The following is a 21,592-nucleotide window of genomic DNA, read 5'->3' on the forward strand; positions in this document are numbered from 1 at the left end:
ATTGCGTGTTAGAAGTTGATGTTCAGTCCGATGGTTACGCTTCGGGTCATCGGGTATCCGTAACCCTGGCCGTCGGTGCCGGTCTTCGATGCGAAGTCGGCGTCGCCCGCCGTGATCATTTCGGGGTCGTAGTTCTTGGCGTACTTCTTCAGCGGCGACCAGAAGAACAGGTTTTCGCCCGAGACGTAGATGCGCAGTTTTTCGATGTGGGCCTTGCGGGTGATCTGCTGGGGCAGGGTGTAGCCCAGCGAGATGTTTTTCAGGCGGCAGTAGCGCGCTTTCTGCAGGTAGCGGTCGTTGGCGGCGCGCAGCGTGCCGCGTCCGCTGACGGCCAGCGAGCCGCGCAGTCGGGGCCAGTATGCGTTGGGGTTGTCCTCCGACCAGCGGTCGGCGTTCTGCCACGGCAGGCTGTATCCGTAGGGGCGGTCGTATTGTCCCCAGAAGAGTCCCGACTCGCCGGCGGGATACCAGTCGCGTTTGCCGACGCCCTGGAAGAAGACCGCGAAGTCGATGCCGTTCCAGTTTGCGCTGAAGTTGATGCCGTAGTGGTAGCGCGGCGAGGAGTTGCCGATCTTGCGCAGGTCGCCGTGGTCGTCGAGGCGGTTGCTGCCGTTGTCCACGACGCCGCTCTCGTCCAGGTCGGCGAATTTCAGGTCGCCGGCGTTCCACGACTTGTTGTCGCCGCTCCAGAAGGTCTTCTCCTGTGCCTTGAGACCCCACTCCTGCGCCTCCTCGTCGGTGGCGAAAAGCCCTACGACGTGGTAACCCCAGATTTCACCCAGCTCCATGCCTTCGTAGTAGGCGTTGGCGTAGAGCGTGGGCAGGGTGTTCGACTTGCTGGTGTATTTGGTGATGATCGACTTGCTGTCCCAGAGCGAGAGGCGCACGCTGTAGTTGAAGGGTTTGTTCGCCACACGGAAACTGTCGGTCCAGCCCAGCGAAACCTCGAAACCGCGGGTGCGCATGTCGGCGTTGTTGCCGTAGGGCGCCGAATAGCCCGTCACGGCCGGCAGCTCGGCTCCGGTGACGAACATGTCGGTCGTCTCCTTCTGGTAGATGTCGCCCACGAAGCTCAGGCGGTTGTTCAGCAGGTTGACGTCCAGTCCGAGGTTGATCGTCGAGGAGGTCTCCCACGTGAGGTTTGCCGGCAGCACGGACGAGGGCGCCGAGGTGTAGGTGCGCTGGCTGCCGTCGACGATCACGCCGGCCTTGTTGAAGTCCAACAGCTCCATGTACTTGTAGGGCGAGACGTTGCCGTTGCCGGCCTTGCCGATCGAGAAGCGCCATTTGATGTTGTTGATCCAGGAGATGTCCTTCATGAAGTTCTCCTCCGACATCCGCCAGCCCACGGAGGCCGACGGGAAGAAGCCCCAGCGTTCGTTGCTCGGGAACTTCGAGCTGCCGTCGTAGCGGCCGCTCAATTCCGCGAGGTATTTGCCCTTGTAGGCGTAGCTGGCGCGGTAGAAGATGCCGACGAACCCCCAGTCGTAGCTGTTGGCGTCCTCCAGGACGTAGTCGATGCCGTTCATCAGCGAGTAGTTGGGTTTGCCGTCGACGATGAATCCGTCGCGGCCCATGCGGGTGTTGCGCGCCCGCTTGTGTTCGATGTTCCATCCGGCCATGACGTTCAGCGAGTGGTCTTCGGGCAGCCGCGGGGTGAACGAGAGGTTGGCGTTGCCGCTGTGGTACTCGATCTGCGTCTCGGTGGTGCGCATCGAGCTGCTCGCCGGATAGGAGATCTGGATACCCGGACCGTTGGAGTAGGTGACCTGCGAGATCACGTCGTTCTGGCGCGAGTGGTTGAACAGGTAGGAGTAGTCGGCTTTGGCCACCAGCACGTCCTTGATCAGGTCGATGGTCACGACGGTCGTGTTCTTCATGTCGAACTTGAGGTTGTCGCGGTAGGAGTTGCCCTCGGCCATGTTGGCGTAACCCGTGTAGACGGCCGCCGCGGTCCACGTCCCGTCGGGGTTGGTGACGCGGGTGATCGGGAATCCCTGGTGTTCGAGGTTGCGGCGCACCAGCAGGTTCTGCGCATAGGTCGTCGGCTGGTGGTAGCTGCGGCGCACGAAGTCGGTGTTGTTCTCCACGGTCAGCCATTTGGTGATGTTGACCGTACCTTTGGCCCGGGCGTTCAGCTGGCGGAATTTCTCGTCGCCGACGCGGTAGATGCCGTCCTGCTCGTAATAGCGGGCCGAAGCGATGAAACTGGAGGTTTTGCCGCCGCCCGAAATCCGGATGTTGTGCTGGTGGGCCGTGGTCGATTTCTTGTAGAAGAGGTCGTACCAGTCGGTGTTGCGTCCGTAATACTGGTATTTGCCGCTGGCGTCGAGTTCCCATTCCAGATAGCTCCGGTCGGGGTCGTTCATGCGTTTTTTGTACTCGTCCTCCCAGCTCTGCGTCCAGGGGAAGAAGTTGTTGATGCCCGTCGGCAGATGGTGCGAGTAGCCCACGTAGGCGGTCATGTAGTTGTCGTACCAGGTCTGACTGTCGGTCTCGTATTTCGGGCGTACGGTCTCGCTGATGATCGAAACGCTGCCGCTGTAATCGACCGAAATCTTATCCTTGCGGGCGCTTTTCGTCGTCACCAGCACCACGCCGAACGCACCCCGGGCGCCGTATACGGCCGTCGAGGAGGCGTCCTTGAGCACCGAGATGCTCTCCACGTCCTCGGGATTCATCGCCGTCAGGTCGCCCTCCACGCCGTCGATCAGGCAGAGCGCCGATCCGCCTGCGCCGATCGACTGCGTGTTCGCACGGATGTTGATCGACGCCGAACGGCTCGGCTTGCCGTCGGCCATCGTGATGTTCAAGCCCGGAATCTGGCCCTGGATCGACCGGAGCAGATAGGCGTTGGGGCGGTTTTCGAGCACCTCGCCCGAAATGTTCTCCACGGCCCCGACGATGTTGCGCCGCCGCTGGGTTCCGTATCCCACGACGACGACCTCGTCCATCAGGTTCTGGTCCTCGGTCAGGACGACCTCCAGTTTGGTGCGGGTTCCGACCTTGACGCGCTGGCTCTTGTAGCCCAGATAGGAGACGGCCAGCATGTCGTCGGGTTTTGCCTGAAGCGTAAAGGCTCCCTGCGCATCGGTCGAAGTGCCCTGCGTGGTGCCTTCGATGAGGATGGTGACGCCTGTGAGCGGCTCACCCTGTTGGGATTTCACGGTTCCGGACACGGCCTTGCTTTGGGCGAGGACCTGTCCCGTCGCCAGCATCAGGAGGATGAAAATTCCCCCCCCCCGAGATTTTCCGGCGGATTGCGGATCGGTAGTTAAAAAGATTCATATACGAGGTTCTTTGAAGTGTTTGGGTCAGAGTTCGGTGTGTTTCGGGGCGCGGGTCGTCGTCCGGACGATGCAGTCGCGCAGCCGGGTCAGCTGTTCGGGCGTGGCGGTCAGCCATCTGTGCCGTCCGTCGGGACCGGGGGTGAAATTCGTGAATCCTTTGTCGTCGACGGCGACGGTTCCCGGCTCGCTTTCGGTGAAGTATTCGGGATGGAGCAGGTAAACCACCGACAGCAGGTCCCACGACGCGCGGTCATAGGGCATCTTGTGGTAATTCTTGTAGCCCTCGACGACGGGATGGAGTTTCGCCCAGCCGAAATCGTTCTCGATGGCCGCACCGGGATACATGACCTGCTTTCCCAGCTCGAAGGGGTTCTGCACGATCGGCGTGTCCCATTCGGCGAAGAGTTTCCGCATGGCGGGGATGTCGTTGACGACGTTGAACTCCGCGCGCTGCTTCTCGCCGTAGCTGCCCGCCATGATCGAGAGCGTCTTCACCTTGCGGGCCACCAGTTCGCGGCCCGTGAGGGGCGAGATGTCGTCGGCCGGGCTGTCGAGGAGTTTTGCCAGTTCGGTCGCGAATCCTAAAGAAAGTACGGTTACCGAGCGGTCGGGCTGCGCGGCCAGCGTGCGGCGGTAGAGCGTGACGGGGTCTTCGATCTGTTCCGGGGTCTTGCTCCGGGCGAAGGCCGGGGAGCCGTCTTCGCGGGTCATCGCGCACACCGCCGCCGTGTAGTCGGGAGCGTGGTCGTTGAGCACCGGGGTCGGCGACTGCGCCAGCGGAATGTCGGGGTAGCCGTACCACGTGTTGAGGATGTCGATGTAGTCGGTGGCCGTCGGGCTGAGTTTGTGGTTGCCGATGGCGAGCAGGTCTACGCGGCCGTCGTCCATCGCCTTGTAGATCAGATCGAAGGCCAGTGCGTCGTCGATGTCGTTGCCCATGTCGGTTTCGACGATCAGCCGGATCGGTTCCGGCGCCGGCGCTGCGGACCGGGAGCCGCAGCCCGTGCCCGCGAGCAGCAGGGCGGCCGCTGCGGGGAGCAGTGAGGTTTTCATTTCGGATTCGGGTTTTTAGTTGCCGCCGGAGGCGATGATCGAAGCCAGTCCGGCGATGAAGAAGAGGAACATCACGGCCAGCAGCGTGTTGGTTTTGCGGTCGGCGCCCTTGAACTCCTTCCAGATGAAGACGCCCCACACGGCGGCGATCATCGGCGCGCCCTGTCCGAGCGCGTAGGAGATGGCGGCCCCGGCCTTGCCGGCGGCGATGTAGCTAAAGGCCGTTCCGAGACACCAGACGGCGCCGCCCAGCATGCCCACGAGGTGCGTGGGCAGCGAGCCGCGGAAGTACTCGCGGTAGCTGACGGGCGCTCCGACGAAGGGACGGCGCATGGCGTAGGTGTTGAAGGCGAAGTTGCTCAGCAGCACGCCGACCGAGAAGACGAAGATCGCCGAATAGGGCGTCAGCATGCCGGGCGTCGGGGCCGCGAAGTTGTCGAGGTCCATCGCCGCCGCGACGAACCGGTAGAAGAACGACATCAGCACGCCCGCCACGACGGCCAGTATGATGCCTTTGCGGTTCTGGGCCGCCGAGTCGCCGCTCTTGCGCATGCGCCCCGAGGCGATGCCGTTGCAGATGATTGCGACAACGATGAGCGCAACGCCCAGGAAAAGCACGACGGGATCGCCTTTCGGCGCTCCGACGTAGTTGACGATGACGCCCAGCACCAGCGCGAGTCCCACGCCCAGCGGGAAGGCCACCGAAAGCCCGGCCAGCGATACCGAGGCCGAGAGCAGGATGTTCGAGGCGTTGAAGATCACGCCGCCCAGCACGACGCTGCCGATGCCTCCCCATTCGGCCTGCGCGAGGTCTTCGAGGAAGGGACGGCCCTCGGTCCCGATGCTTCCCATCGTGAAGCCCAGGAGAATGGCGAAGAGCACCATGCCGATCACGTAATCCCAGTAGAAAAGCTCGTAACGCCAGGTCTTGCCGGCGAGTTTCTGGGTGTTTCCCCACGAGCCCCAGCAGAGCATCGTGATGAAGCAGAAGATGACTGCCAAAGAGTAGCTGTTAACAACGAACATAGTATTTGAGTTTTAAGGTTTTCGTTCGGTTCAGGCGAGGGTCTCCAGCTCCCCGCGCCACGGTATCGAGGCCTGTGCGCCCATGCGGGTCACCGAGACCGAGGCGCTGTGTGCGGCGAACCGCACGGCGTCGGCCAGACTGCGGCCTTCGGAGAGCGCCACCAGCAGGGCGCCGTTGAAGACGTCGCCGGCGGCGGTCGTGTCTACGGGCGTGACCGTGCGCGCCGGGATCAGCAACTCCTCCGCGGGGGTCCGGATCAGCGCGCCTTCGCTGCCCAGCGTGACGATGACGTTGCCGACGCCTTTCGCCAGCAGCGCCCCGGCCGCTTTCGAGGCGTCCTGCACGGTGTGCACGGGGATTCCCGTCAGCGTTTCGCTTTCCGTGCGGTTGGGGGTGATCAGGTAGACCTTGCGCAGCAGTTCGTCGGCGAGCGGCATGGCCGGGGCCGGGTTGAGCACTACGCGGGTTCCTGCCGCATATGCCTTTTCGATGGCGCAGGCCACCGTTTCCATCGGGATTTCGAGCTGTACGAGCAGGTATTCGGCTCCGGCGATGCGGTCCGCCACGGCGTCGATCGCCTCGCACGTGAGGCTGTGGTTGGCGCCGGGAGCCACGGCGATGCAGTTCTCACCGTCCTGCGAGACGAAGATCAGCGCCGTACCGGTCGGGGTGTCCTTGGCCGTGAAGAGGGCTTCGGTGTTGATGCCGTCGGCGGCGAACTGCTGCCGGAGGGCTGCGGCGCCGGCGTCGTCGCCCAGACACGAGACGAAGGCCACGTCGCCGCCCAGGCGTGCGGCCGCGACGGCCTGGTTGGCCCCTTTGCCGCCGTTGGACTGCATGAAGCGCGCCTCGCCGACGGTCTCGCCCGGGCGGGGCAGGTGTTTGACGCGGGCAATCATGTCGATGTTGGTACTGCCTATTACCAGAATCTTGTTCATGTTCGGTTATCGTTGGTTAATTTCTGTCGTTTTTTCGCCCTGCGGGGTCCGGATGCGGCTCAACCCCGCGGAGATGCGGTTTTTCGGTTTTCAGGTCGTCCGCCGATTGTCCCCGATGCCGTTTCTTGCCGTTTTGCGCCCGTTGTTTTCATAAGGTGTCTTTGCAGAATACGGTTCTTATGGGGCCTGTAGCAGATGTTCGGTTTTCGGATGCTATCTTTTTAGCTCTGTTTGCGCTTATCGTTTGCGCAAATATAATTACTTTTTGGAAACCTCCAAAATTATTTTACCGTTTTTCTTTTCTTTTTCGATATTTTTCATATATTTGTCATGGGTGAACTGAAAATAAAGCAATGAAAAAAGAAACTCTCGTTAGCATCGCCGAACGTTCCGGATGTTCGATTTCCACTGTTTCGCGCGTTTTGAGCGGCAATGCGGCCAAATACCGCATCAGTCAGCGTACCGTGGCGCGCGTGACAGAGGAGGTCAAACGCTGCAACTATACGCCCAGCCTGCTGGCAAAGGGTTTACGCACAAATCGTACCGATACGATCGGGCTGCTGATTCCGAACATCGAGAATTCGTTTTTCGCCGGCGTTGCGGGCGTGGTGATCCGCGAGTCGCGCAATTATAATTATAAGGTGGTGGTGGTCGACACGCAGGAGGACGAGCGCAACGAGCAGGACGGACTGTCGGCGCTGCTGGCGCGGCGGGTGGACGGCATCGTCGCCGCGCCGTGCGGCAGCAATTCGGAGCTGTTCGCCAGTGTGCAGGAGGGCGGCATGCCGCTGGTGCTGATCGACCGCTATCTGCCCGACGCCGGGATGCTCTCCTATGTCACGACGGACAATTACCGCGGTGCGGTGATGGCGACCGAGTACCTGCTCGAAAACGGACACCGCCGCATCGCCTGCATCCAGGGCACGCCCCATTCGATGCCTGTGCGGGACCGCGTGCGGGGATTCGGCGACACGCTGCGGGCGCACGGCCTCGGGGACCGGATCGTGGTGACGGGCGAGGATTTCTCGGTGCAGAACGGTTATCTGGAGACCAAGCTGGCGCTGGCCCGGGAGGAGCGGCCCACGGCGATCTTCGCCTTGAGCAACCTAATTCTGCTCGGGGTGGTGAAGGCGGTGCACGAGTCGGGCCTGCGGATTCCCGACGACATTTCGGTCGTTTCGTTCGACGACAACATGCTTTTCAACTACCTCGATCCGGCGATCACCTGCATCGGCCAGCCGACGGACGAGATCGGCACGCTGGCCGTGAAGCTGCTCATTCGCGCCGTCCGCGAGCCCGGCGCGGCGCCTTCGCACCTGCACCTGCCGCCGTCGCTGATCATCCGCCGCTCGGTGCGCAACCTGCTGCTGTGAGAAAACGAAAAGCGCACCGTATTTATCCGGGTTATTGTTTGATAAGGGTATGCCTTATGCCAGAACCGGCATGCCGCATTTTTCAGGATCAATTCATTTTCGGTCAATTCAATATAAAATAAAGCGCTGGCCGATGCCGCTAACAGTATGATCAGCGGGATAAACGGGATGAGCAATAAGGAGCTTTTTTCCGGAACATAAAGGATTGTTAATGGAATTATGCATACAAACATCAAAATAGGCATAAAACAAGCCCAGATCGTTACCGAACTCCAAATCGAACGCTTATAAGTTTTCATGTTTATTGAGGATATGATGCAATCCGGGAGTTTCCACCGTGAAGCCCTTCTCGCGTAATGTTTGAATTAAATCCGGATAATCTCGTTCATCGACCAAATCGGTCACATAACGCCATGATTTCTTCGCCGGCGTCATCACCTGAATATAAGGCCGCGATAATCCGCCCTTATAGCCGATTTCAATTTTTTCAATAGTATTGAATTGAAATTCAGCATACCAGAAGCGATATGCCGGATTTTGGACAATCAATGAATTCTCCGTTAAAACAACATAAAATAATTGAGTTGCAGTACACGCTACAATAAAAGACAGGACACAAAGTTCAATAACAAGAAAAACAAGAAAGCCTTTCAGATTTCCAATCGTCATCAATAAAAACAGGGCCAATATAACAACGATCGGTTTCAAAGTGTACATTGAAGTAGACTTTTTGATGGAACGGCGGTAAATTTTCATAACTGTCATTATCTAACTCTATGTCTTTTTTATTGAGATTTACGGATTGATAGAATTTGTTCGGAGCTTAATTTCCCGTCAAGGAAAAGACGCTGCTCTTCAGTCAAATTCGCTCCCGGGAATTTTTTAGGTTTCAATGTCTTTAAGAATTCATACCTATATCGCAATTCCAATTGGGAATAAATCTCTATATCGGAATTCCCTTTGCGATAGTCGGCTGTGAAATTCCCGCCGGCCGTCGAAAATACCCCATAGGAATTCGAATAAAGTCCGCTTGCAAACTTTCCGTCAACAAACAGTCCTTCCATAAAATAATATTTACGTCCTGAAGCCTTGTGGATATATAATATGCCGTCTCCGTTCGGTTTGCCTTTTACACAGACACCGACATAGATAGACTTTTTGTACCAGATCGTATCCGTTCCAAAACAGTGTCCGTTTTTGAAATCACCGACGCATACCGCTCCCGATTTCCAGAACTGTATACCCCGCCCGGAATACTCGCCATCCTTGAATTCGCCGTAATAGCGGTGCCCGTTCTTTTTGTAATGCGTGCATACTCCGTTGGGGATGCCCCGCTCGAAATGGCCGATATAAATGCCCAGCGAATCGGAATAGAGCACCCCTTCGCCGCAAGGGTATTGACCCTCGTAGCGGATTCCGTTTCCAACGATGACCGTGTCACACACGGCGCCGAAGGAAAAATTCGCATACAGCGAAACGAGACTGAAGATAAATAATTTATACATATCCGTATATTTTTAGGATTCGTATTATTGAGATGCTATTATTATTCCCGCTTCCCCCCCCCCCCCCCCCTGTTCCCATGCAAGTCCTGCCACAAAAAGGAAAGGCGGGATTATTACATTGGCAAGGGGGGCTATGACACCAATGATAAATGTTGCTATCTGCAATATATGGTCAAAAAATGTAAATTGAAAAATGATCTGATTTGTTTGTAATCAGTGCTGAATCAGTATCCGTCAGTCTCGTTTGGTAAATTGGGCAATACGATATTGCAATGCTCGTTTGCTGATGAAAGAGCGGAGCCGGACCCTGAAAAGCAGTATCCCGGAGATATGGGATGACTCTTTGCCGCCTTTGCGATTGATTGTTCCGCTCCTATTTATAGCATGACGGACATCAGATGACGAGGCGCAACGTAAATGCGGATAGACCTGGATTTGCGTTGTTTGCGGCGCGCGTCCCGATCTGTCAGGATTCGGGCGAAAAATCGTCCCGAATCGGGCCTTTTTGCCCTATGTGCATGAAAAAAGCGGCTGCCCTGTTCGGTAACCGCTTGATTCCTCGAGCTGACACCGGGACTTGAACCCGGGACCTCTTCCTTACCAAGGAAGTGCTCTACCACTGAGCTATGTCAGCAACATTTCTCTTTCGAGTGGTGCAAAAGTACATAAGAAAAATGAAAAGACCAAAAATTTGTACACTTTTCATAATTATTTTCTACCTTTACTACCAAATCATAATAAAAACCAGATGAAACGCATCTTAATAGTAGGCGCAGGCGGTCAGATCGGTTCCGAACTGACCGTTTACCTGCGCAGTATCTACGGCGGCTCGAACGTCGTCGCTACCGACATGCGCGAGTGCCGGTCGCTGGCCGGGGACGGTCCTTTCGAGGTGCTCAACGCCCTCGACGCAACGGCCATGGCCTCGGTCGTGGCCCGTCACCGCATCGACACGATCTTCAACCTCGTGGCCCTGCTGTCGGCCGTCGGCGAACGCAATCCCCAGATGGCCTGGAACGTCAACATGGGGGCGCTCAACAATTCGCTCGAAGTGGCCCGGCAGCACCATTGCGCGCTGTTCACCCCCTCGTCGATCGGCGCCTTCGGGCCGTCGTCGCCCAAGGACAAAACCCCGCAGGACACGATCATGCAGCCGACGACGATCTACGGCATCTGCAAGGTCACGGGCGAACTGCTCGGGAACTACTACCACCACAAATACGGCGTCGACACCCGTTCGGTGCGTTTCCCGGGCATCATATCGAGCGTCACGCTGCCCGGCGGCGGTACGACCGACTACGCCGTGGAGATTTATTACGAGGCGATCCGGAGCGGCAAATTCACCTGTCCCGTTCCGTCGGACGTCTACATGGATATGATCTACATGCCCGACGCCCTGCGCGCCTGCGTCGAACTGATGGAGGCCGACCCTGCGAAATTGATCCACCGCAACAGCTTCAACCTCGCGTCGATGAGCTTCACGCCCGAGATCATCTGCGCCGAGATCAAAAAGCGTCTGCCTGCCTTCACGATGGACTACAACGTCGATCCCGTGAAGAAGGAGATCGCCGAGAGCTGGCCCAATTCGCTGGACGACACCTGCGCCCGCGAGGAGTGGGGCTGGCGGCCCGAGTGGGACCTCTCGCGCATGACCGACGACATGCTGGCGCACATCCGCGCGAAGCTGGGTGCGGAATAAGTGAAAAGAGGCGGCGATTTCGGCCGCTTCGGCAACTGAACAGCCTATGAAACGAATTGTCCGGATCGTCGTTGTCTCTGTGCTGTTGCTTGCGGCAATTGTCGCGGGCGGCAGTCTCTACATGCTCTCCTATTCGCTCCGGCCCGATGCGACGATGCGGGCCAAGAACGCTTCGTCGTATGAATATATGTACGGCGAATATCCTTTCCTGCGGCCGTGGGTCGACAGTCTGGAGCGCACCGGGGCCTTGCGCGACACGGTGATTCTCGGATCGGAAGGCGAACGACTGCACGCGATCTATGCGGCGGCTCCCCGTCCGACGGACCGGACGGCGGTGATCGTCCACGGCTATACGGACAACGCCGTGCGGATGCTGATGATCGGCTATCTCTACAACCGCGACCTGGGCTGCAACATCCTGCTGCCGGACCTTTATTACCACGGGCAGAGCGAAGGCCGTGCCATCCGGATGGGGTGGAAGGACCGCTTCGACGTGCTGCGGTGGATGGACATTGCCAACGACATCTTCGGCGGCGACACCCGGATGGTGGTCCACGGGATTTCGATGGGCGCGGCGACGACCATGATGGTCTCGGGCGAGGAGCAGCAGCCCTATGTGAAATGTTTCGTCGAGGATTGCGGCTATACGAGCGTCCGGGACCAGTTTTCGAAAGAGCTTAAAGAGCAGTTCGGGCTTCCGGCCTTTCCGCTGCTCGACGCGGCGAGCTGGCTGTGCGGCCTGAAATACGGCTGGACTTTCGGCGAGGCTTCGTCGCTGGAGCAGGTGAAGAAGAGCCGGCTGCCGATGCTGTTCATCCACGGCGACGCCGACGATTACGTGCCGACGCGGATGGTCTATCCGCTTTACGGGGCCAAGCCCGGCGACAAGGAGCTGTGGGTGGTTCCGGGAGCGTCGCATGCCAATTCGTACCGCGACAACCGGGAGGAGTACACGCGCCGCGTCGGGGCGTTCGTGGGGCGGTATATCGGCGGCCGGCCGGAGTGAATTGAGCCGCCCTCGATGTGGAAGCGTGTGATTTGCAGCAGGCGCAGGCCTTCTGCCGGATTCTGGCGGAGACCGTCGGGAAACTCCCGGCCGAAGTGCGCGGGCGGCTTTACCGCCCGGCCGCCGAGAACTGCGTGAAAGGGACGGTCCTGACGGGAGCCGTTGGACGAACGAAAAAACCGGAGGTCTGAACCTCCGGTTTTTTCGTTTGTCGGAAGGAACGCTCCTTCCGGCGGGAATCTCTTATTCGGCTTTGCCGTCCGAACCGAGAACCTCCTTGATCTTGTGGATGTAGAGCTTCTTCATGTTGTCGCGGGCGGGACCCAGGTACTTGCGGGGGTCGAACTCGGCGGGTTTGGTGGCGAAGACCTCGCGGATGGCGGCGGTCATGGCCAGACGCGAGTCGGAGTCGATGTTGATCTTGCAGACGGCGCTCTTGGCGGCCTGGCGAAGCTCCTCCTCGGGAATGCCCACGGCAGCCTTCAGCGCACCGCCGTACTTGTTGATCGTCTCGACTTCCTCCTGGGGAACCGACGACGAACCGTGCAGCACGATGGGGAAGCCCGGAAGCTCCTTCTCGATGGCGGCCAGTACGTCGAAAGCCAGGGGAGGCGGAACCAGACGGCCCGTCTTGGGATCTACGGTGCACTGCTCGGGGGTGAACTTGTAGGCTCCGTGCGAGGTGCCGATCGAGATGGCCAGCGAATCGACGCCCGTCTTGGTCACGAAGTCAACGACCTCTTCGGGCTTGGTGTAGTGGCTGACTTCGGAAGCTACCTCGTCCTCGACGCCGGCCAGCACGCCCAGTTCGCCTTCGACCGTCACGTCGTGCTGGTGAGCGTACTCCACGACCCGCTTCGTCAGGGCGACGTTCTCGTCGTAGGGGAGCGCCGAGCCGTCGATCATCACCGACGAGAATCCCATGTCCACGCAGCTCTTGCACAGTTCGAACGAATCTCCGTGGTCGAGGTGCAGTACGATCTGGGGTTTGGCCCAGCCCAGTTCCTTGGCGTACTCCACGGCTCCTTCGGCCATGTAGCGCAGCAGGGTCTGGTTGGCGTAGTTGCGCGCACCCTTCGATACCTGGAGGATGACGGGCGACTTGGTCTCGGCGGCAGCCATGACGATAGCCTGGAGCTGCTCCATGTTGTTGAAGTTGAATGCCGGAACGGCGTAACCTCCTTTGATGGCCTTGGCGAACATCTCGCGCGTGTTCACAAGACCCAGATCTTTGTACGATACCATAGTATTTGAAATATTAGTGAATTTGTTGCACTCAAAAAACCGCACAAATTTACTAAAAATTCTAAATAACAGGCCTTTTTTGTGAAAAAAATAACAGACGAACCGGGAAATCGTTGTACAATCCGGATTGTTTTTCGTAAATTTGCAGGGATTTTCGGATGGGCGGGACATGCGACCGCATTTTCCGGCCGCATGCGGCAAGTCCTTCCCGGGAACGGGTTTCGGGCGGGCCGGATTTGCAGGCGCGGCTGAAGGCCGCGAATGGACGGCGGTCCGCGGCGGGCAGACAGGAAGCAACATACAAACATTATAAATACTATGGCAGATTTCATCTATCAGGAGCCGTTCCCCGTGGGGGAAGACAAAACCAAGTACCGTCTTTTGACGAAGGAGTACGTGAAGGTCGTGGAGTGCGACGGACGCAAGATCCTCAAGGTCGATCCCAAGGGCCTCGAACTGCTTTCGAAGGAGGCTTATGCCGACGTGTCGTTCTACCTGCGCGCCGCGCATCTCCAGAAACTGCGCAACATTCTCGAAGACCCCGAAGCCACCGACAACGACAAGTTCGTGGCCTACACGATGCTGCTGAACCAGACCGTCTCGGCCGAAGGCGAACTGCCCACCTGCCAGGACACCGGCACGGCCATCTGCATCGGCCACAAGGGCGAGGATGTCTGGACGGGGGCCGACGACGCCGAGTGCATCGCCCGGGGCGTTTACGAGACCTACAAGGACCGTAACCTGCGCTATTCGCAGGTGGTTCCCTTTACGATGACCGACGAGAAGAACTCGGGCACGAACCTTCCCGCGCAGATCGACATCTACGGCGGCAAGCCCGGCATGGAGTACGAGTTCCTCTTCATCACCAAGGGCGGCGGCTCGGCCAACAAGACCTTCCTCTACCAGCAGACCAAAGCGTTGCTGAACGAGGAGTCGCTCACGAAATTCATCCAACAGCATATCTTCGACCTCGGCACGTCGGCCTGCCCGCCCTACCACCTGGCCATCTGCATCGGCGGCACGTCGGCCGAGATGTGCCTTTCGACGGTGAAGAAGGCTTCGGCCGGCTACCTCGACGAGCTGCCCACCTCGGGCAACGAGGGCGGCCGCTGCTTCCGCGACCTGGAATGGGAGGAGAAGGTGCTGAAAATCTGCCGCGAGAGCGGCGTCGGCGCCCAGTTCGGCGGCAAGTACCTCGTGCACGACGTGCGGGTGATCCGCGCTCCGCGCCATGCGGCTTCGTGCCCCGTGGCCATCGGCGTGAGCTGCTCGGCCGATCGCAACATCAAGGCCAAGATCACGCCCGAGGGCATCTTCCTCGAAGAGCTGGAGAAGAATCCCGCGCGCTTCCTGCCGACCGAGGCTCCCTCGATGTCCCCGGCCGTGGACATCGACCTCGACGAGGGCATGGACAAGGTGCGTGCGATTCTCACGAAATACCCGATCAAGACGCGCCTGAATCTGCGCGGCACGCTGATCGTCGCCCGCGACATCGCCCACGCCCGCATCAAGCAGATGCTCGACGAGGGCAAGCCGATGCCCGAATACTTCAAGAAGCATCCGGTTTACTACGCCGGTCCGGCCAAGACGCCGCAGGGCATGGCTTCGGGTTCGTTCGGCCCCACGACGGCCGGGCGCATGGATCCCTACGTCGACCTGTTCCAGTCGCAGGGCGGTTCGCTGGTGATGGTGGCCAAGGGCAACCGCTCGCAGCAGGTGACCGACGCCTGCCGCAAACACGGCGGTTTCTACCTCGGTTCGATCGGCGGCCCGGCAGCGATCCTGGCGAAGAACTCCATCAAGTCGGTCGAGGTCGTGGACTTCCCCGAACTGGGCATGGAGGCCGTGCGCAAGATCTATGTCGAGAACTTCCCGGCGTTCATCATCGTCGATGACAAGGGGAACGACTTTTTCGCCGATTTCAAGCATTAAGAACGGTCGTTTATACCATGCACTGTTTCCCGCTCCCGATTGGTGTTGTCGCCGCCTGCGGCGCCGTTTGCCAATCCGACCTCACCCCAAACCCCTCCTTCAGGGAGGGGCTTGGTGGCGCAAGCGGCAAAATTGGCGTTTCGGACGGCAGGTGTAAATTAGTTGCATGAAAAAATACTAACGCGCAAAACTTTGCGTTGTAAAATTGTAAAAAAGACCGTCGTAAGGTATGAAATCCGGCAGATAATCCGGGCGAAATTCCGGTCGCGCCGCGACAAGCCCCTCCCTGTGGCCGTTTGAGAGACGGCTTTCGGAAGAGGGTGCGTGGAGCCGGGTCCGTATCCCGGCGGACCGGGCGCCGCCCCTTGGTTCCGGCTTTTGGCCGTGCGGAGCCGGATCGGCAAACGCCGGCGGCGACAGCGGCCGGCCGGTACGGGGTGCGGTGCGAATTGACAGACATATCGTTTTGTGATGAGAGACTTTGTTGCAAAAATATCCCTGACAGCACTCTTCGTGCTGGCGATCTTCTCGGCATCCGCTGCCGAGAAGGTCACTTTTGAAGCCAACTCGCCGCTGACGGTCGCCGTCGGCGAGGCGTTCCGCGTGGAATTCGCCCTGAACGCCAAACCCGACGGGGATACTTTCAAGGCGCCTTCGTTCGAGGGATTCGACGTGCTGGCGGGACCTGCCATCTCGCAGGGGTCGTCGGTCCAGATCGTCAACGGCTCGATGACCAAGAGCGTCAGCTATACCTACACTTTCGTGCTGCTGCCGCAGGCCGCGGGCAACGTGACCATCGGCGCCGCGGAGGTCAAGGTCGACGGCTCGTCCTACCGGACCCGGCCGCTGCCCATCGAGATCGTGAACGAGGGCGAAGGCTCCCGGGCGCAACAGCAGCAGGGCGGTTCGAACCGTGCGGACGATACGCAGGCCGATGCCCAGAGCCGGATCGGCAAGGACGATATTCTGCTCCGGGCCGTCGTGTCGCGCTCGTCGGTCTACAAGAACGAACCCCTGCACGTGGCTTTCAAGCTCTATACGCGGGTTCCTTATGTCAACATCGTTCCCGAGTCGGCTCCGTCGTTCAACGGTTTCTGGTCGCAGGACCTCTCCGATCCCAATTCGGCCCGCGTGGGGCGCGAGACCTATGCCGGGAAGGTGTACGAAACGCGTGTGCTGTACGACTACCTGCTCTATCCGCAGCAGGTCGGCTCGCTCACGATCGACCCTGTGGACATGACCGTCGTGGCGCAGGTCGTGGTGCAGAGCCGCCATGCCGATCCCTTCTTCGGGGGCGGCCGCGAGGTGTTCAACGTTCCGCGCAAGGTGCAGAGCCAGCGGGCCACGGTCCAAGTGAAAGCGCTTCCGGCAGGTGCTCCGGCCAGCTTCAGCGGCGCTGTGGGCAATTTCACGATGGACACCCAGTTCCCTTCGGAACGGATCGCGGCCAATTCGGGCGCGACGGTCACGGTGAAGATTTCCGGCACGGGCAACCTCACCTTCGTGCAGGCCCCGAAACTGCCGCTGCCGACCTCGTTCGAGCAGTATAACGTCAAGACCACCGAGTCGATCAACACGTCGGCCTCGGGCATCTCCGGCTACCGCCAGTTCGAATATCCCTTCATCGCACGGGCCGAGGGCGCTTACGACCTCGAACCCATCGAGTTCACCTACTTCGACCCCCAGCGGGTGCAGTACGTGACGCTGAAATCGAAGCCGCTGACGCTCGAAATCACGCCCGATGCCCGCGGCGGAGGCGATGCGGTGGTGATGCAGGGGCGCGGCATGTCGAAGGAGGAGGTGAAGATGCTGGGCCAGGACATCCGCTTCATCAAGCTGGGCGGGGCGCAGCTGCGCTCCGAGCGCGTGCCGTTCATCTTCAGCGCCGCCTACTGGATTCTTCTGTTAGGTGTGCTGGCGCTTTTCACGATGATCTACGTGGCGCTGCGCAAGCAGATCCGCGAATCGCAGAACGTCGCCCTCGTGCGGGGCAAGCGGGCCAACAAGGTCGCCGTGCAGCGGTTCCGCGCCGCGAAGCGGTATATGGAGGAGCAGAACCGGCATGCCTTCTACGAGGAGATGCTCCGCGCGCTGTGGGGGTACATGAGCGACAAGTTCAACATCCCGGTGGCCAACCTCACCAAGGAGAATGTCCGCGAGGAGCTGCACAAACGGGGCGTTTCGTCCGAGGACTCGCAGCGTTTCACGGACATCATCACCCGGTGCGACGAGGCGCAGTATTCGCCCGTCGAGTCGGCCCGCATGAACGACGTCTATTCCGAGGGCGTGAACCTGATCTCTCGCATCGAATCGGTGATAAAACGATAGTGTTATGAAACGATTGACCCTATTCCTGATCCTGCTGTCCGGCATGCTCTGCGCGCATGCGCAGGAGGGAGCCGACACGCTGGCGCAGCCTGCCGTGACGGCGGCTCCGGAACCCGCTGCCGAGGCGTCGCCCGAGCAGTTGTGGGACCGCGCCAACACGGCCTATATCAATGGCGACTTCCACGCCGCCGCGGAGTTCTACGAGCAGATTCTCGCCCGCGGATTGAGTTCCATGAAACTCTATTACAACCTGGCCAACGCCTGTTTCAAGGAGGGGCGGCTGGGCAAGTCGATCCTTTTCTACCACCGGGCCTTGCGGCTGGCTCCCGGCAACGACGACATCCGCTATAATTTGAGCGTCGCCGAGGCCCGCACGAAGGACAACATCGAGCAGATACCCGAATTTTTCTTCACCGAATGGATGCGCGGCGTGCGCCGTCTGATGAGCTGCACGGCGTGGAGCGTCTTCTCGCTCGCGGCGTTGGTCTGCGCCCTGGCGCTGTTCCTCGCCTACCTGTTGGCACAGCGTTTGCCGTTGCGCAAGGCGGGGTTCTACGGAACTCTCGTCGCTGCGGCGGTCTTCATGCTCACGAGCTGGTTCGCCATGGGCGAGCGGCGCGAGATGCTCGACGACACGCAGGCCGTCGTGATGTCGCTCTCGACGGCCGTGAAGAGTTCGCCCGACAAGTCGGCGACCGACCTCTTCGTGCTGCACGAGGGGACGCTCGTCGAGATCACCGACCGCCTCGACAACTGGTGCGAGATCACCATTGCCGACGGCAAGAAGGGGTGGCTCGAATGTAAAACCGTCGAAACGATTTAAATGTCGAAACTTTTACAGGACGTCGTCGGCGAACTTTCGAAGCTTCCGGGCGTGGGACGCCGCACGGCGTTGCGCCTGGCCATCCACATCCTGCGCATGGAGCGGGATTCGGTGGCCGAGATGACGGAGAGCATCGACCGGTTCCGCAACGAGATCCGCTACTGTTCGCAGTGCAACAACCTCTCCGACGAGGAGGTGTGTCCGATCTGCGCCGACCGGGAACGGGACCATGCGACGATCTGCGTCGTGGAGCAGGTGGCCGATGTGCTGTCGGTCGAGAACACGCGCCAGTACCGGGGGATGTACCACGTGCTGGGCGGCGTCATCTCGCCCATGCAGGGCATCTCGCCCTCGGACCTGAAGATCGACCTGCTGTGCGAACGGATCGCCCGCGGCGGGGGGAAGGAGGTGATCCTCGCCATCTCGACTTCGGTCGAAGGGGAGACGACGCTTTTCTACCTGATGAACCGCCTGCGGCAGTTCCCGGGGCTGAAAGTTACGTCGATCGCGCGCGGTATCGGTTTCGGCGACGAACTGGAGTATGTCGACGAACTGACGATCACCCACGCGCTGATGAACCGCCGGGAGATCGAGTAGCCGGCCCGCTCGGGAGGCGGGTTTTAGGGGACGAATTTGTGGTTTCAATAAAATAACAACACTATGGACTTTGTAACGAACGAGAAACTCACCATCGTGGGTGCGGCCGGCATGATCGGCTCGAACATGGCGCAGACGGCGCTGATGATGCGCCTGACGCCGAACATTTGCCTCTACGATCCGTATGGACCGGCGCTGGAGGGCGTGGCCGAGGAGCTTTACCACTGCGCCTTCGAGGGGGCGAACATCACGTGGACGACCGACATCCGCGAGGCGCTGACCGATGCGGCTTACGTCGTGTCGTCGGGCGGCGCGGCCCGCAAGGCGGGCATGACGCGCGAGGATCTGCTGAAAGGCAACGCCCAGATCGCCGAACAGTTCGGCAAGGACATCAAGTCCTATTGTCCGGACGTGAAGCACGTCGTGGTGGTCTTCAATCCGGCCGACATCACGGGACTGATCACGCTGATCTATGCGGGGCTGAAGCCTTCGCAGGTTTCGACCCTCGCGGCGCTGGACTCCACGCGCCTGCGTTCGGAACTGGCCAAATATTTCAAAATCTCGCCCGACGAAATCCGCAACTGCCGCACCTACGGCGGCCACGGCGAGCAGATGGCGGTCTTCGCCTCGACGACGCTCGTCGCCGGACGGCCCCTTTCGGAGCTGATCGGCAAAGAAATGCCCGAGGGCGACTGGGCCGACCTGCAACAGCGGGTGATCCAGGGCGGCAAGCACATCATCGACCTGCGCGGCCGTTCGTCGTTCCAGAGTCCGGCCTATATCTCGATCTCGATGATCGCGGCGGCGATGGGCGGCAAGCCGTTCACCTATCCCGCCGGCGTATTCGTCCACAACGACGAGTTCAAGCACATCCTCATGGCGATGGAGACCGTCATCACGAAGGAGGGCGTGTCGTATAAGAACGTGCAGGGCACGGCCGGGGAGCGCCAAAAACTGACGGAGAGTTACGAACACCTCTGCAAACTGCGCGACGAGGTGATCGCGATGGGCATTCTGCCTCCCGTCGGCGAGTGGGGCCGCCTGAATCCGCACCTGAAATAGCGGGCAATGCAAAACTGAAAAAGGACCGGATGCATCCGGTCCTTTTTTAATTGGACGAGCGGAAGTCCACGGGAATTGTGATTTCCACGGGGACCTTTCGTCCGTACAGCTCTCCCGGCTTCCAGTGCGGGGAGCTTTCAAGCGCCCGGACCGCTTCGGCGGATAACTTGCTGTCGGGCGATTGCAGGACACGAATGCCGGTCAGCCGCCCCGTCGTGCCGATCACGAACGAAACCACCACGCGGGGTGGAAAGGGTGGGCAGCCGATGACGATCCGGACATTCCGGACCTGTTCGTTCACCCACTCGCGGAATGTTCGGATGTCGCCTTCCCGGAACAGGGGCGGCGTGTCGCAATGTATGAGAACGAGCGAATCGCGAAATACGACGATCCGGGCCGCCGGCTGTTTTTCCGCCGGCTGTGCCGCTGCCGAATCTGCCGCCACCGGCTGCTTTGCCGCGGTAGGTTTTTGTCCGAAAGCCGCCGCCGGGGCGGTGAGCAGGACGCAGGCGCCGATCAGACCCCGGAACGTCATGGCCTGGCCTGGAACACGGCGCGCAGTTCGCCGTCGCTCAACAGCAGCAGCATCGGGCCGTCCATGTCGTAATGGGTCACCGATTCGAGCATTTTGGTGAAGGCGTCCTCCTCGTCCATGCCCGGGCAGGCCATCATCGTCGCGGCCAGAGGCCCGATCTTCAGCGTGCGTTTCCCGTCGGTCTTGTAGGCGCCCGTCAGGCGGTTGCAGGCCCCGACGCCCGTCAGGCGGTTGCCTTCGGCGAGCAGCGTGACGGTGAATTTGCCCTCCTCGGGTTTGACCGCCTTGCCGCCGAGCTGGATCAGCTGCCACTCGGTGCCCGCCAGCGGGCGGCGGGTCTTTTTCTGGTAGGAGCGGCAGTTGCAGCATCCGGCCATAAAGGCCGCAGCGACAGCGACTATCGCAATTTTCAGTAAAATCTTCATCGTTTTTCCATTTGGATCATATGGCAAATATAGGGAATTAATTATACCTTTGTACAACTTCCGGACCCGATATTTCCGCCGCAGGCGGATATAAGTCCCCGCTTCGGCGTGGATTCAAGGGAGGGTCGGGCCTGTACATGCGGCCAGAGGCTGCGAGTACGGCGGTTGAAAGCACGAAGGCTTAAATAATTTCAAGATAATTTTTTATGAAAACCATCATCGCTTCTCCCCATGCGCCCAAGGCCGTGGGTCCCTATTCGCAGGCCGTCGAGGCCGGCGGCGCGCTCTATGTTTCGGGACAGCTCCCGATCGACGCCGCGTCCGGAAAGATGGACGAAGGCATCGAGGCCCAGACGCGCCGGTCGCTCACGAACCTCGGCCATATTCTGCGCGAAGCCGGATACGATTATTCCGACGTGGTGAAAACCACGGTCCTGTTGCAGTCGATCGGCGATTTCGCCGCCATGAATGCCGTCTATGCGGAGTTCTTCACCTCGGAGATGCCGGCGCGCATGTGCTACCAGGTCGCGGCGCTGCCGATGGGCGCGCTGGTCGAAATCGACGCCGTGGCGGTGAAATAATCCCGCCTTCGGACCGAAGGCGCGCTCCGGGTATCTGGGGCGTGCCTTTTGCTCTTTTGTAGATATTTTGTGAATAAGTTTGGCTCTTCATGCTGGCTTTTTATCCGGAAAAGCCGCAATTTTGTAGAACCGGGTTTTGCCCGCCGTGACGCCTGAAATCTGAAAATATAGAA

Annotated in this window: 19 protein-coding genes and 1 tRNA gene; 10 read left to right on the forward strand and 10 right to left on the reverse strand. The window is 59.8% G+C overall.

What is annotated here, in order from left to right; translation table 11 throughout:
• Positions 1-8 precede the first annotated feature (8 nt).
• The 4 genes from BHV64_RS05105 to rbsK form a co-directional block, all read right to left on the reverse strand.
• On the reverse strand, positions 9-3,218 hold the full coding sequence (locus BHV64_RS05105; protein ID WP_147619824.1) for a SusC/RagA family TonB-linked outer membrane protein: 3,210 nt from the start codon (positions 3,216-3,218) through the stop codon (positions 9-11).
• A gap of 96 nt (positions 3,219-3,314) precedes the next feature.
• Positions 3,315-4,343: a nucleoside hydrolase gene (locus tag BHV64_RS05110; protein ID WP_138266316.1), complete on the reverse strand. Its 1,029-nt coding sequence runs from the start codon at positions 4,341-4,343 to the stop codon at positions 3,315-3,317.
• Between the two features lie 15 nt (positions 4,344-4,358).
• The gene (locus tag BHV64_RS05115) at positions 4,359-5,369 is read right to left on the reverse strand and encodes a GRP family sugar transporter (protein WP_044054098.1); all 1,011 of its coding nucleotides are present in this window, start codon (positions 5,367-5,369) and stop codon (positions 4,359-4,361) included.
• A 30-nt stretch (positions 5,370-5,399) separates the two neighbouring features.
• Positions 5,400-6,308 carry a ribokinase gene (rbsK, locus tag BHV64_RS05120; RefSeq protein ID WP_217727471.1) on the reverse strand — a complete coding sequence of 303 codons (909 nt, stop codon included), beginning with the start codon at positions 6,306-6,308 and terminating at the stop codon, positions 5,400-5,402.
• A 353-nt stretch (positions 6,309-6,661) separates the two neighbouring features.
• On the opposite strand from rbsK, the gene BHV64_RS05125 reads away from it, so the two are divergent.
• Positions 6,662-7,681, forward strand: a complete 1,020-nt coding sequence (locus BHV64_RS05125; protein ID WP_022062616.1) for a LacI family DNA-binding transcriptional regulator — start codon at positions 6,662-6,664, stop codon at positions 7,679-7,681.
• Positions 7,682-7,966: 285 nt separating this feature from the next.
• Here BHV64_RS05125 and BHV64_RS05130 read toward each other — a convergent pair whose 3' ends face one another.
• From BHV64_RS05130 to BHV64_RS05140, 3 genes are all read right to left on the reverse strand, one after another.
• A complete protein-coding gene (locus BHV64_RS05130; RefSeq protein ID WP_138266318.1) occupies positions 7,967-8,437 on the reverse strand; it encodes a hypothetical protein in 471 nt (156 codons plus the stop codon).
• Between the two features lie 29 nt (positions 8,438-8,466).
• Positions 8,467-9,186, reverse strand: coding sequence for a hypothetical protein (locus tag BHV64_RS05135; protein WP_022062617.1), 720 nt, complete (start codon positions 9,184-9,186; stop codon positions 8,467-8,469).
• A 562-nt stretch (positions 9,187-9,748) separates the two neighbouring features.
• Positions 9,749-9,820: transfer RNA gene (locus BHV64_RS05140), tRNA-Thr, on the reverse strand.
• A 114-nt stretch (positions 9,821-9,934) separates the two neighbouring features.
• Here BHV64_RS05140 and BHV64_RS05145 point away from each other — a divergent pair.
• From BHV64_RS05145 to BHV64_RS05155, 3 genes are read left to right on the forward strand one after another with little or no spacing between them, the layout of a single operon-like run.
• Positions 9,935-10,885, forward strand: a complete 951-nt coding sequence (locus BHV64_RS05145) for an NAD-dependent epimerase/dehydratase family protein (RefSeq protein WP_022062618.1) — start codon at positions 9,935-9,937, stop codon at positions 10,883-10,885.
• Positions 10,886-10,931: 46 nt separating this feature from the next.
• Positions 10,932-11,891: an alpha/beta hydrolase gene (locus tag BHV64_RS05150; RefSeq protein ID WP_217727470.1), complete on the forward strand. Its 960-nt coding sequence runs from the start codon at positions 10,932-10,934 to the stop codon at positions 11,889-11,891.
• 17 nt (positions 11,892-11,908) lie between these two features.
• Positions 11,909-12,082, forward strand: coding sequence for a hypothetical protein (locus BHV64_RS05155; RefSeq protein ID WP_153811585.1), 174 nt, complete (start codon positions 11,909-11,911; stop codon positions 12,080-12,082).
• Between the two features lie 52 nt (positions 12,083-12,134).
• Here BHV64_RS05155 and BHV64_RS05160 read toward each other — a convergent pair whose 3' ends face one another.
• Positions 12,135-13,136 carry a class II fructose-bisphosphate aldolase gene (locus tag BHV64_RS05160; RefSeq protein WP_015547304.1) on the reverse strand — a complete coding sequence of 334 codons (1,002 nt, stop codon included), beginning with the start codon at positions 13,134-13,136 and terminating at the stop codon, positions 12,135-12,137.
• Positions 13,137-13,454: 318 nt separating this feature from the next.
• Between BHV64_RS05160 and BHV64_RS05165 the strand changes: the two genes are divergently transcribed.
• The 5 genes from BHV64_RS05165 to BHV64_RS05185 all read left to right on the forward strand — a co-directional run bounded on the left by BHV64_RS05165 (position 13,455) and on the right by BHV64_RS05185 (position 19,878).
• The gene (locus BHV64_RS05165) at positions 13,455-15,068 is read left to right on the forward strand and encodes a fumarate hydratase (protein ID WP_118406828.1); all 1,614 of its coding nucleotides are present in this window, start codon (positions 13,455-13,457) and stop codon (positions 15,066-15,068) included.
• Between the two features lie 471 nt (positions 15,069-15,539).
• Positions 15,540-17,396 carry a BatD family protein gene (locus BHV64_RS05170; RefSeq protein ID WP_217727469.1) on the forward strand — a complete coding sequence of 619 codons (1,857 nt, stop codon included), beginning with the start codon at positions 15,540-15,542 and terminating at the stop codon, positions 17,394-17,396.
• Positions 17,397-17,400: 4 nt separating this feature from the next.
• Complete coding sequence (locus tag BHV64_RS05175; protein ID WP_044054453.1) at positions 17,401-18,219, forward strand: tetratricopeptide repeat protein; 819 nt, start codon at positions 17,401-17,403, stop codon at positions 18,217-18,219.
• Positions 18,220-18,816: a recombination mediator RecR gene (recR, locus tag BHV64_RS05180; protein WP_288115622.1), complete on the forward strand. Its 597-nt coding sequence runs from the start codon at positions 18,220-18,222 to the stop codon at positions 18,814-18,816.
• Between the two features lie 63 nt (positions 18,817-18,879).
• On the forward strand, positions 18,880-19,878 hold the full coding sequence (locus BHV64_RS05185; protein WP_015547307.1) for a malate dehydrogenase: 999 nt from the start codon (positions 18,880-18,882) through the stop codon (positions 19,876-19,878).
• 46 nt (positions 19,879-19,924) lie between these two features.
• Here the strand turns inward: BHV64_RS05185 and BHV64_RS05190 are convergent, their stop codons facing one another.
• Together BHV64_RS05190 and BHV64_RS05195 are read right to left on the reverse strand one after the other, a co-directional pair.
• On the reverse strand, positions 19,925-20,413 hold the full coding sequence (locus BHV64_RS05190) for an energy transducer TonB (RefSeq protein WP_022061666.1): 489 nt from the start codon (positions 20,411-20,413) through the stop codon (positions 19,925-19,927).
• Positions 20,410-20,838, reverse strand: a complete 429-nt coding sequence (locus BHV64_RS05195) for an META domain-containing protein (RefSeq protein ID WP_044054454.1) — start codon at positions 20,836-20,838, stop codon at positions 20,410-20,412. Before BHV64_RS05195 ends, BHV64_RS05190 begins: the two co-directional genes overlap by 4 nt.
• A gap of 206 nt (positions 20,839-21,044) precedes the next feature.
• On the opposite strand from BHV64_RS05195, the gene BHV64_RS05200 reads away from it, so the two are divergent.
• Positions 21,045-21,419 (forward strand): RidA family protein, encoded by a 375-nt coding sequence (locus BHV64_RS05200; protein WP_015547309.1) that lies wholly within the window; start codon positions 21,045-21,047, stop codon positions 21,417-21,419.
• Positions 21,420-21,592 lie beyond the last annotated feature (173 nt).

Source organism: Alistipes sp. 56_sp_Nov_56_25 (assembly GCF_001915285.1).
GTDB lineage: Bacteria > Bacteroidota > Bacteroidia > Bacteroidales > Rikenellaceae > Alistipes > Alistipes shahii.

What these genes read in the sequence shown, in the direction of transcription:
- BHV64_RS05105 (WP_147619824.1), bottom strand. Translation starts at nt 3,218, where the DNA reads ATGCTGGCGACGGGACAGGTCCTCGCCCAAAGCAAGGCCGTGTCCGGA.
- BHV64_RS05110 (WP_138266316.1), bottom strand. Translation starts at nt 4,343, where the DNA reads ATGAAAACCTCACTGCTCCCCGCAGCGGCCGCCCTGCTGCTCGCGGGC.
- BHV64_RS05115 (WP_044054098.1), bottom strand. Translation starts at nt 5,369, where the DNA reads ATGTTCGTTGTTAACAGCTACTCTTTGGCAGTCATCTTCTGCTTCATC.
- rbsK (WP_217727471.1), bottom strand. Translation starts at nt 6,308, where the DNA reads ATGAACAAGATTCTGGTAATAGGCAGTACCAACATCGACATGATTGCC.
- BHV64_RS05125 (WP_022062616.1), top strand. Translation starts at nt 6,662, where the DNA reads ATGAAAAAAGAAACTCTCGTTAGCATCGCCGAACGTTCCGGATGTTCG.
- BHV64_RS05130 (WP_138266318.1), bottom strand. Translation starts at nt 8,437, where the DNA reads ATGAAAATTTACCGCCGTTCCATCAAAAAGTCTACTTCAATGTACACT.
- BHV64_RS05135 (WP_022062617.1), bottom strand. Translation starts at nt 9,186, where the DNA reads ATGTATAAATTATTTATCTTCAGTCTCGTTTCGCTGTATGCGAATTTT.
- BHV64_RS05145 (WP_022062618.1), top strand. Translation starts at nt 9,935, where the DNA reads ATGAAACGCATCTTAATAGTAGGCGCAGGCGGTCAGATCGGTTCCGAA.
- BHV64_RS05150 (WP_217727470.1), top strand. Translation starts at nt 10,932, where the DNA reads ATGAAACGAATTGTCCGGATCGTCGTTGTCTCTGTGCTGTTGCTTGCG.
- BHV64_RS05160 (WP_015547304.1), bottom strand. Translation starts at nt 13,136, where the DNA reads ATGGTATCGTACAAAGATCTGGGTCTTGTGAACACGCGCGAGATGTTC.
- BHV64_RS05165 (WP_118406828.1), top strand. Translation starts at nt 13,455, where the DNA reads ATGGCAGATTTCATCTATCAGGAGCCGTTCCCCGTGGGGGAAGACAAA.
- BHV64_RS05170 (WP_217727469.1), top strand. Translation starts at nt 15,540, where the DNA reads ATGAGAGACTTTGTTGCAAAAATATCCCTGACAGCACTCTTCGTGCTG.
- BHV64_RS05175 (WP_044054453.1), top strand. Translation starts at nt 17,401, where the DNA reads ATGAAACGATTGACCCTATTCCTGATCCTGCTGTCCGGCATGCTCTGC.
- recR (WP_288115622.1), top strand. Translation starts at nt 18,220, where the DNA reads ATGTCGAAACTTTTACAGGACGTCGTCGGCGAACTTTCGAAGCTTCCG.
- BHV64_RS05185 (WP_015547307.1), top strand. Translation starts at nt 18,880, where the DNA reads ATGGACTTTGTAACGAACGAGAAACTCACCATCGTGGGTGCGGCCGGC.
- BHV64_RS05190 (WP_022061666.1), bottom strand. Translation starts at nt 20,413, where the DNA reads ATGACGTTCCGGGGTCTGATCGGCGCCTGCGTCCTGCTCACCGCCCCG.
- BHV64_RS05195 (WP_044054454.1), bottom strand. Translation starts at nt 20,838, where the DNA reads ATGAAGATTTTACTGAAAATTGCGATAGTCGCTGTCGCTGCGGCCTTT.
- BHV64_RS05200 (WP_015547309.1), top strand. Translation starts at nt 21,045, where the DNA reads ATGAAAACCATCATCGCTTCTCCCCATGCGCCCAAGGCCGTGGGTCCC.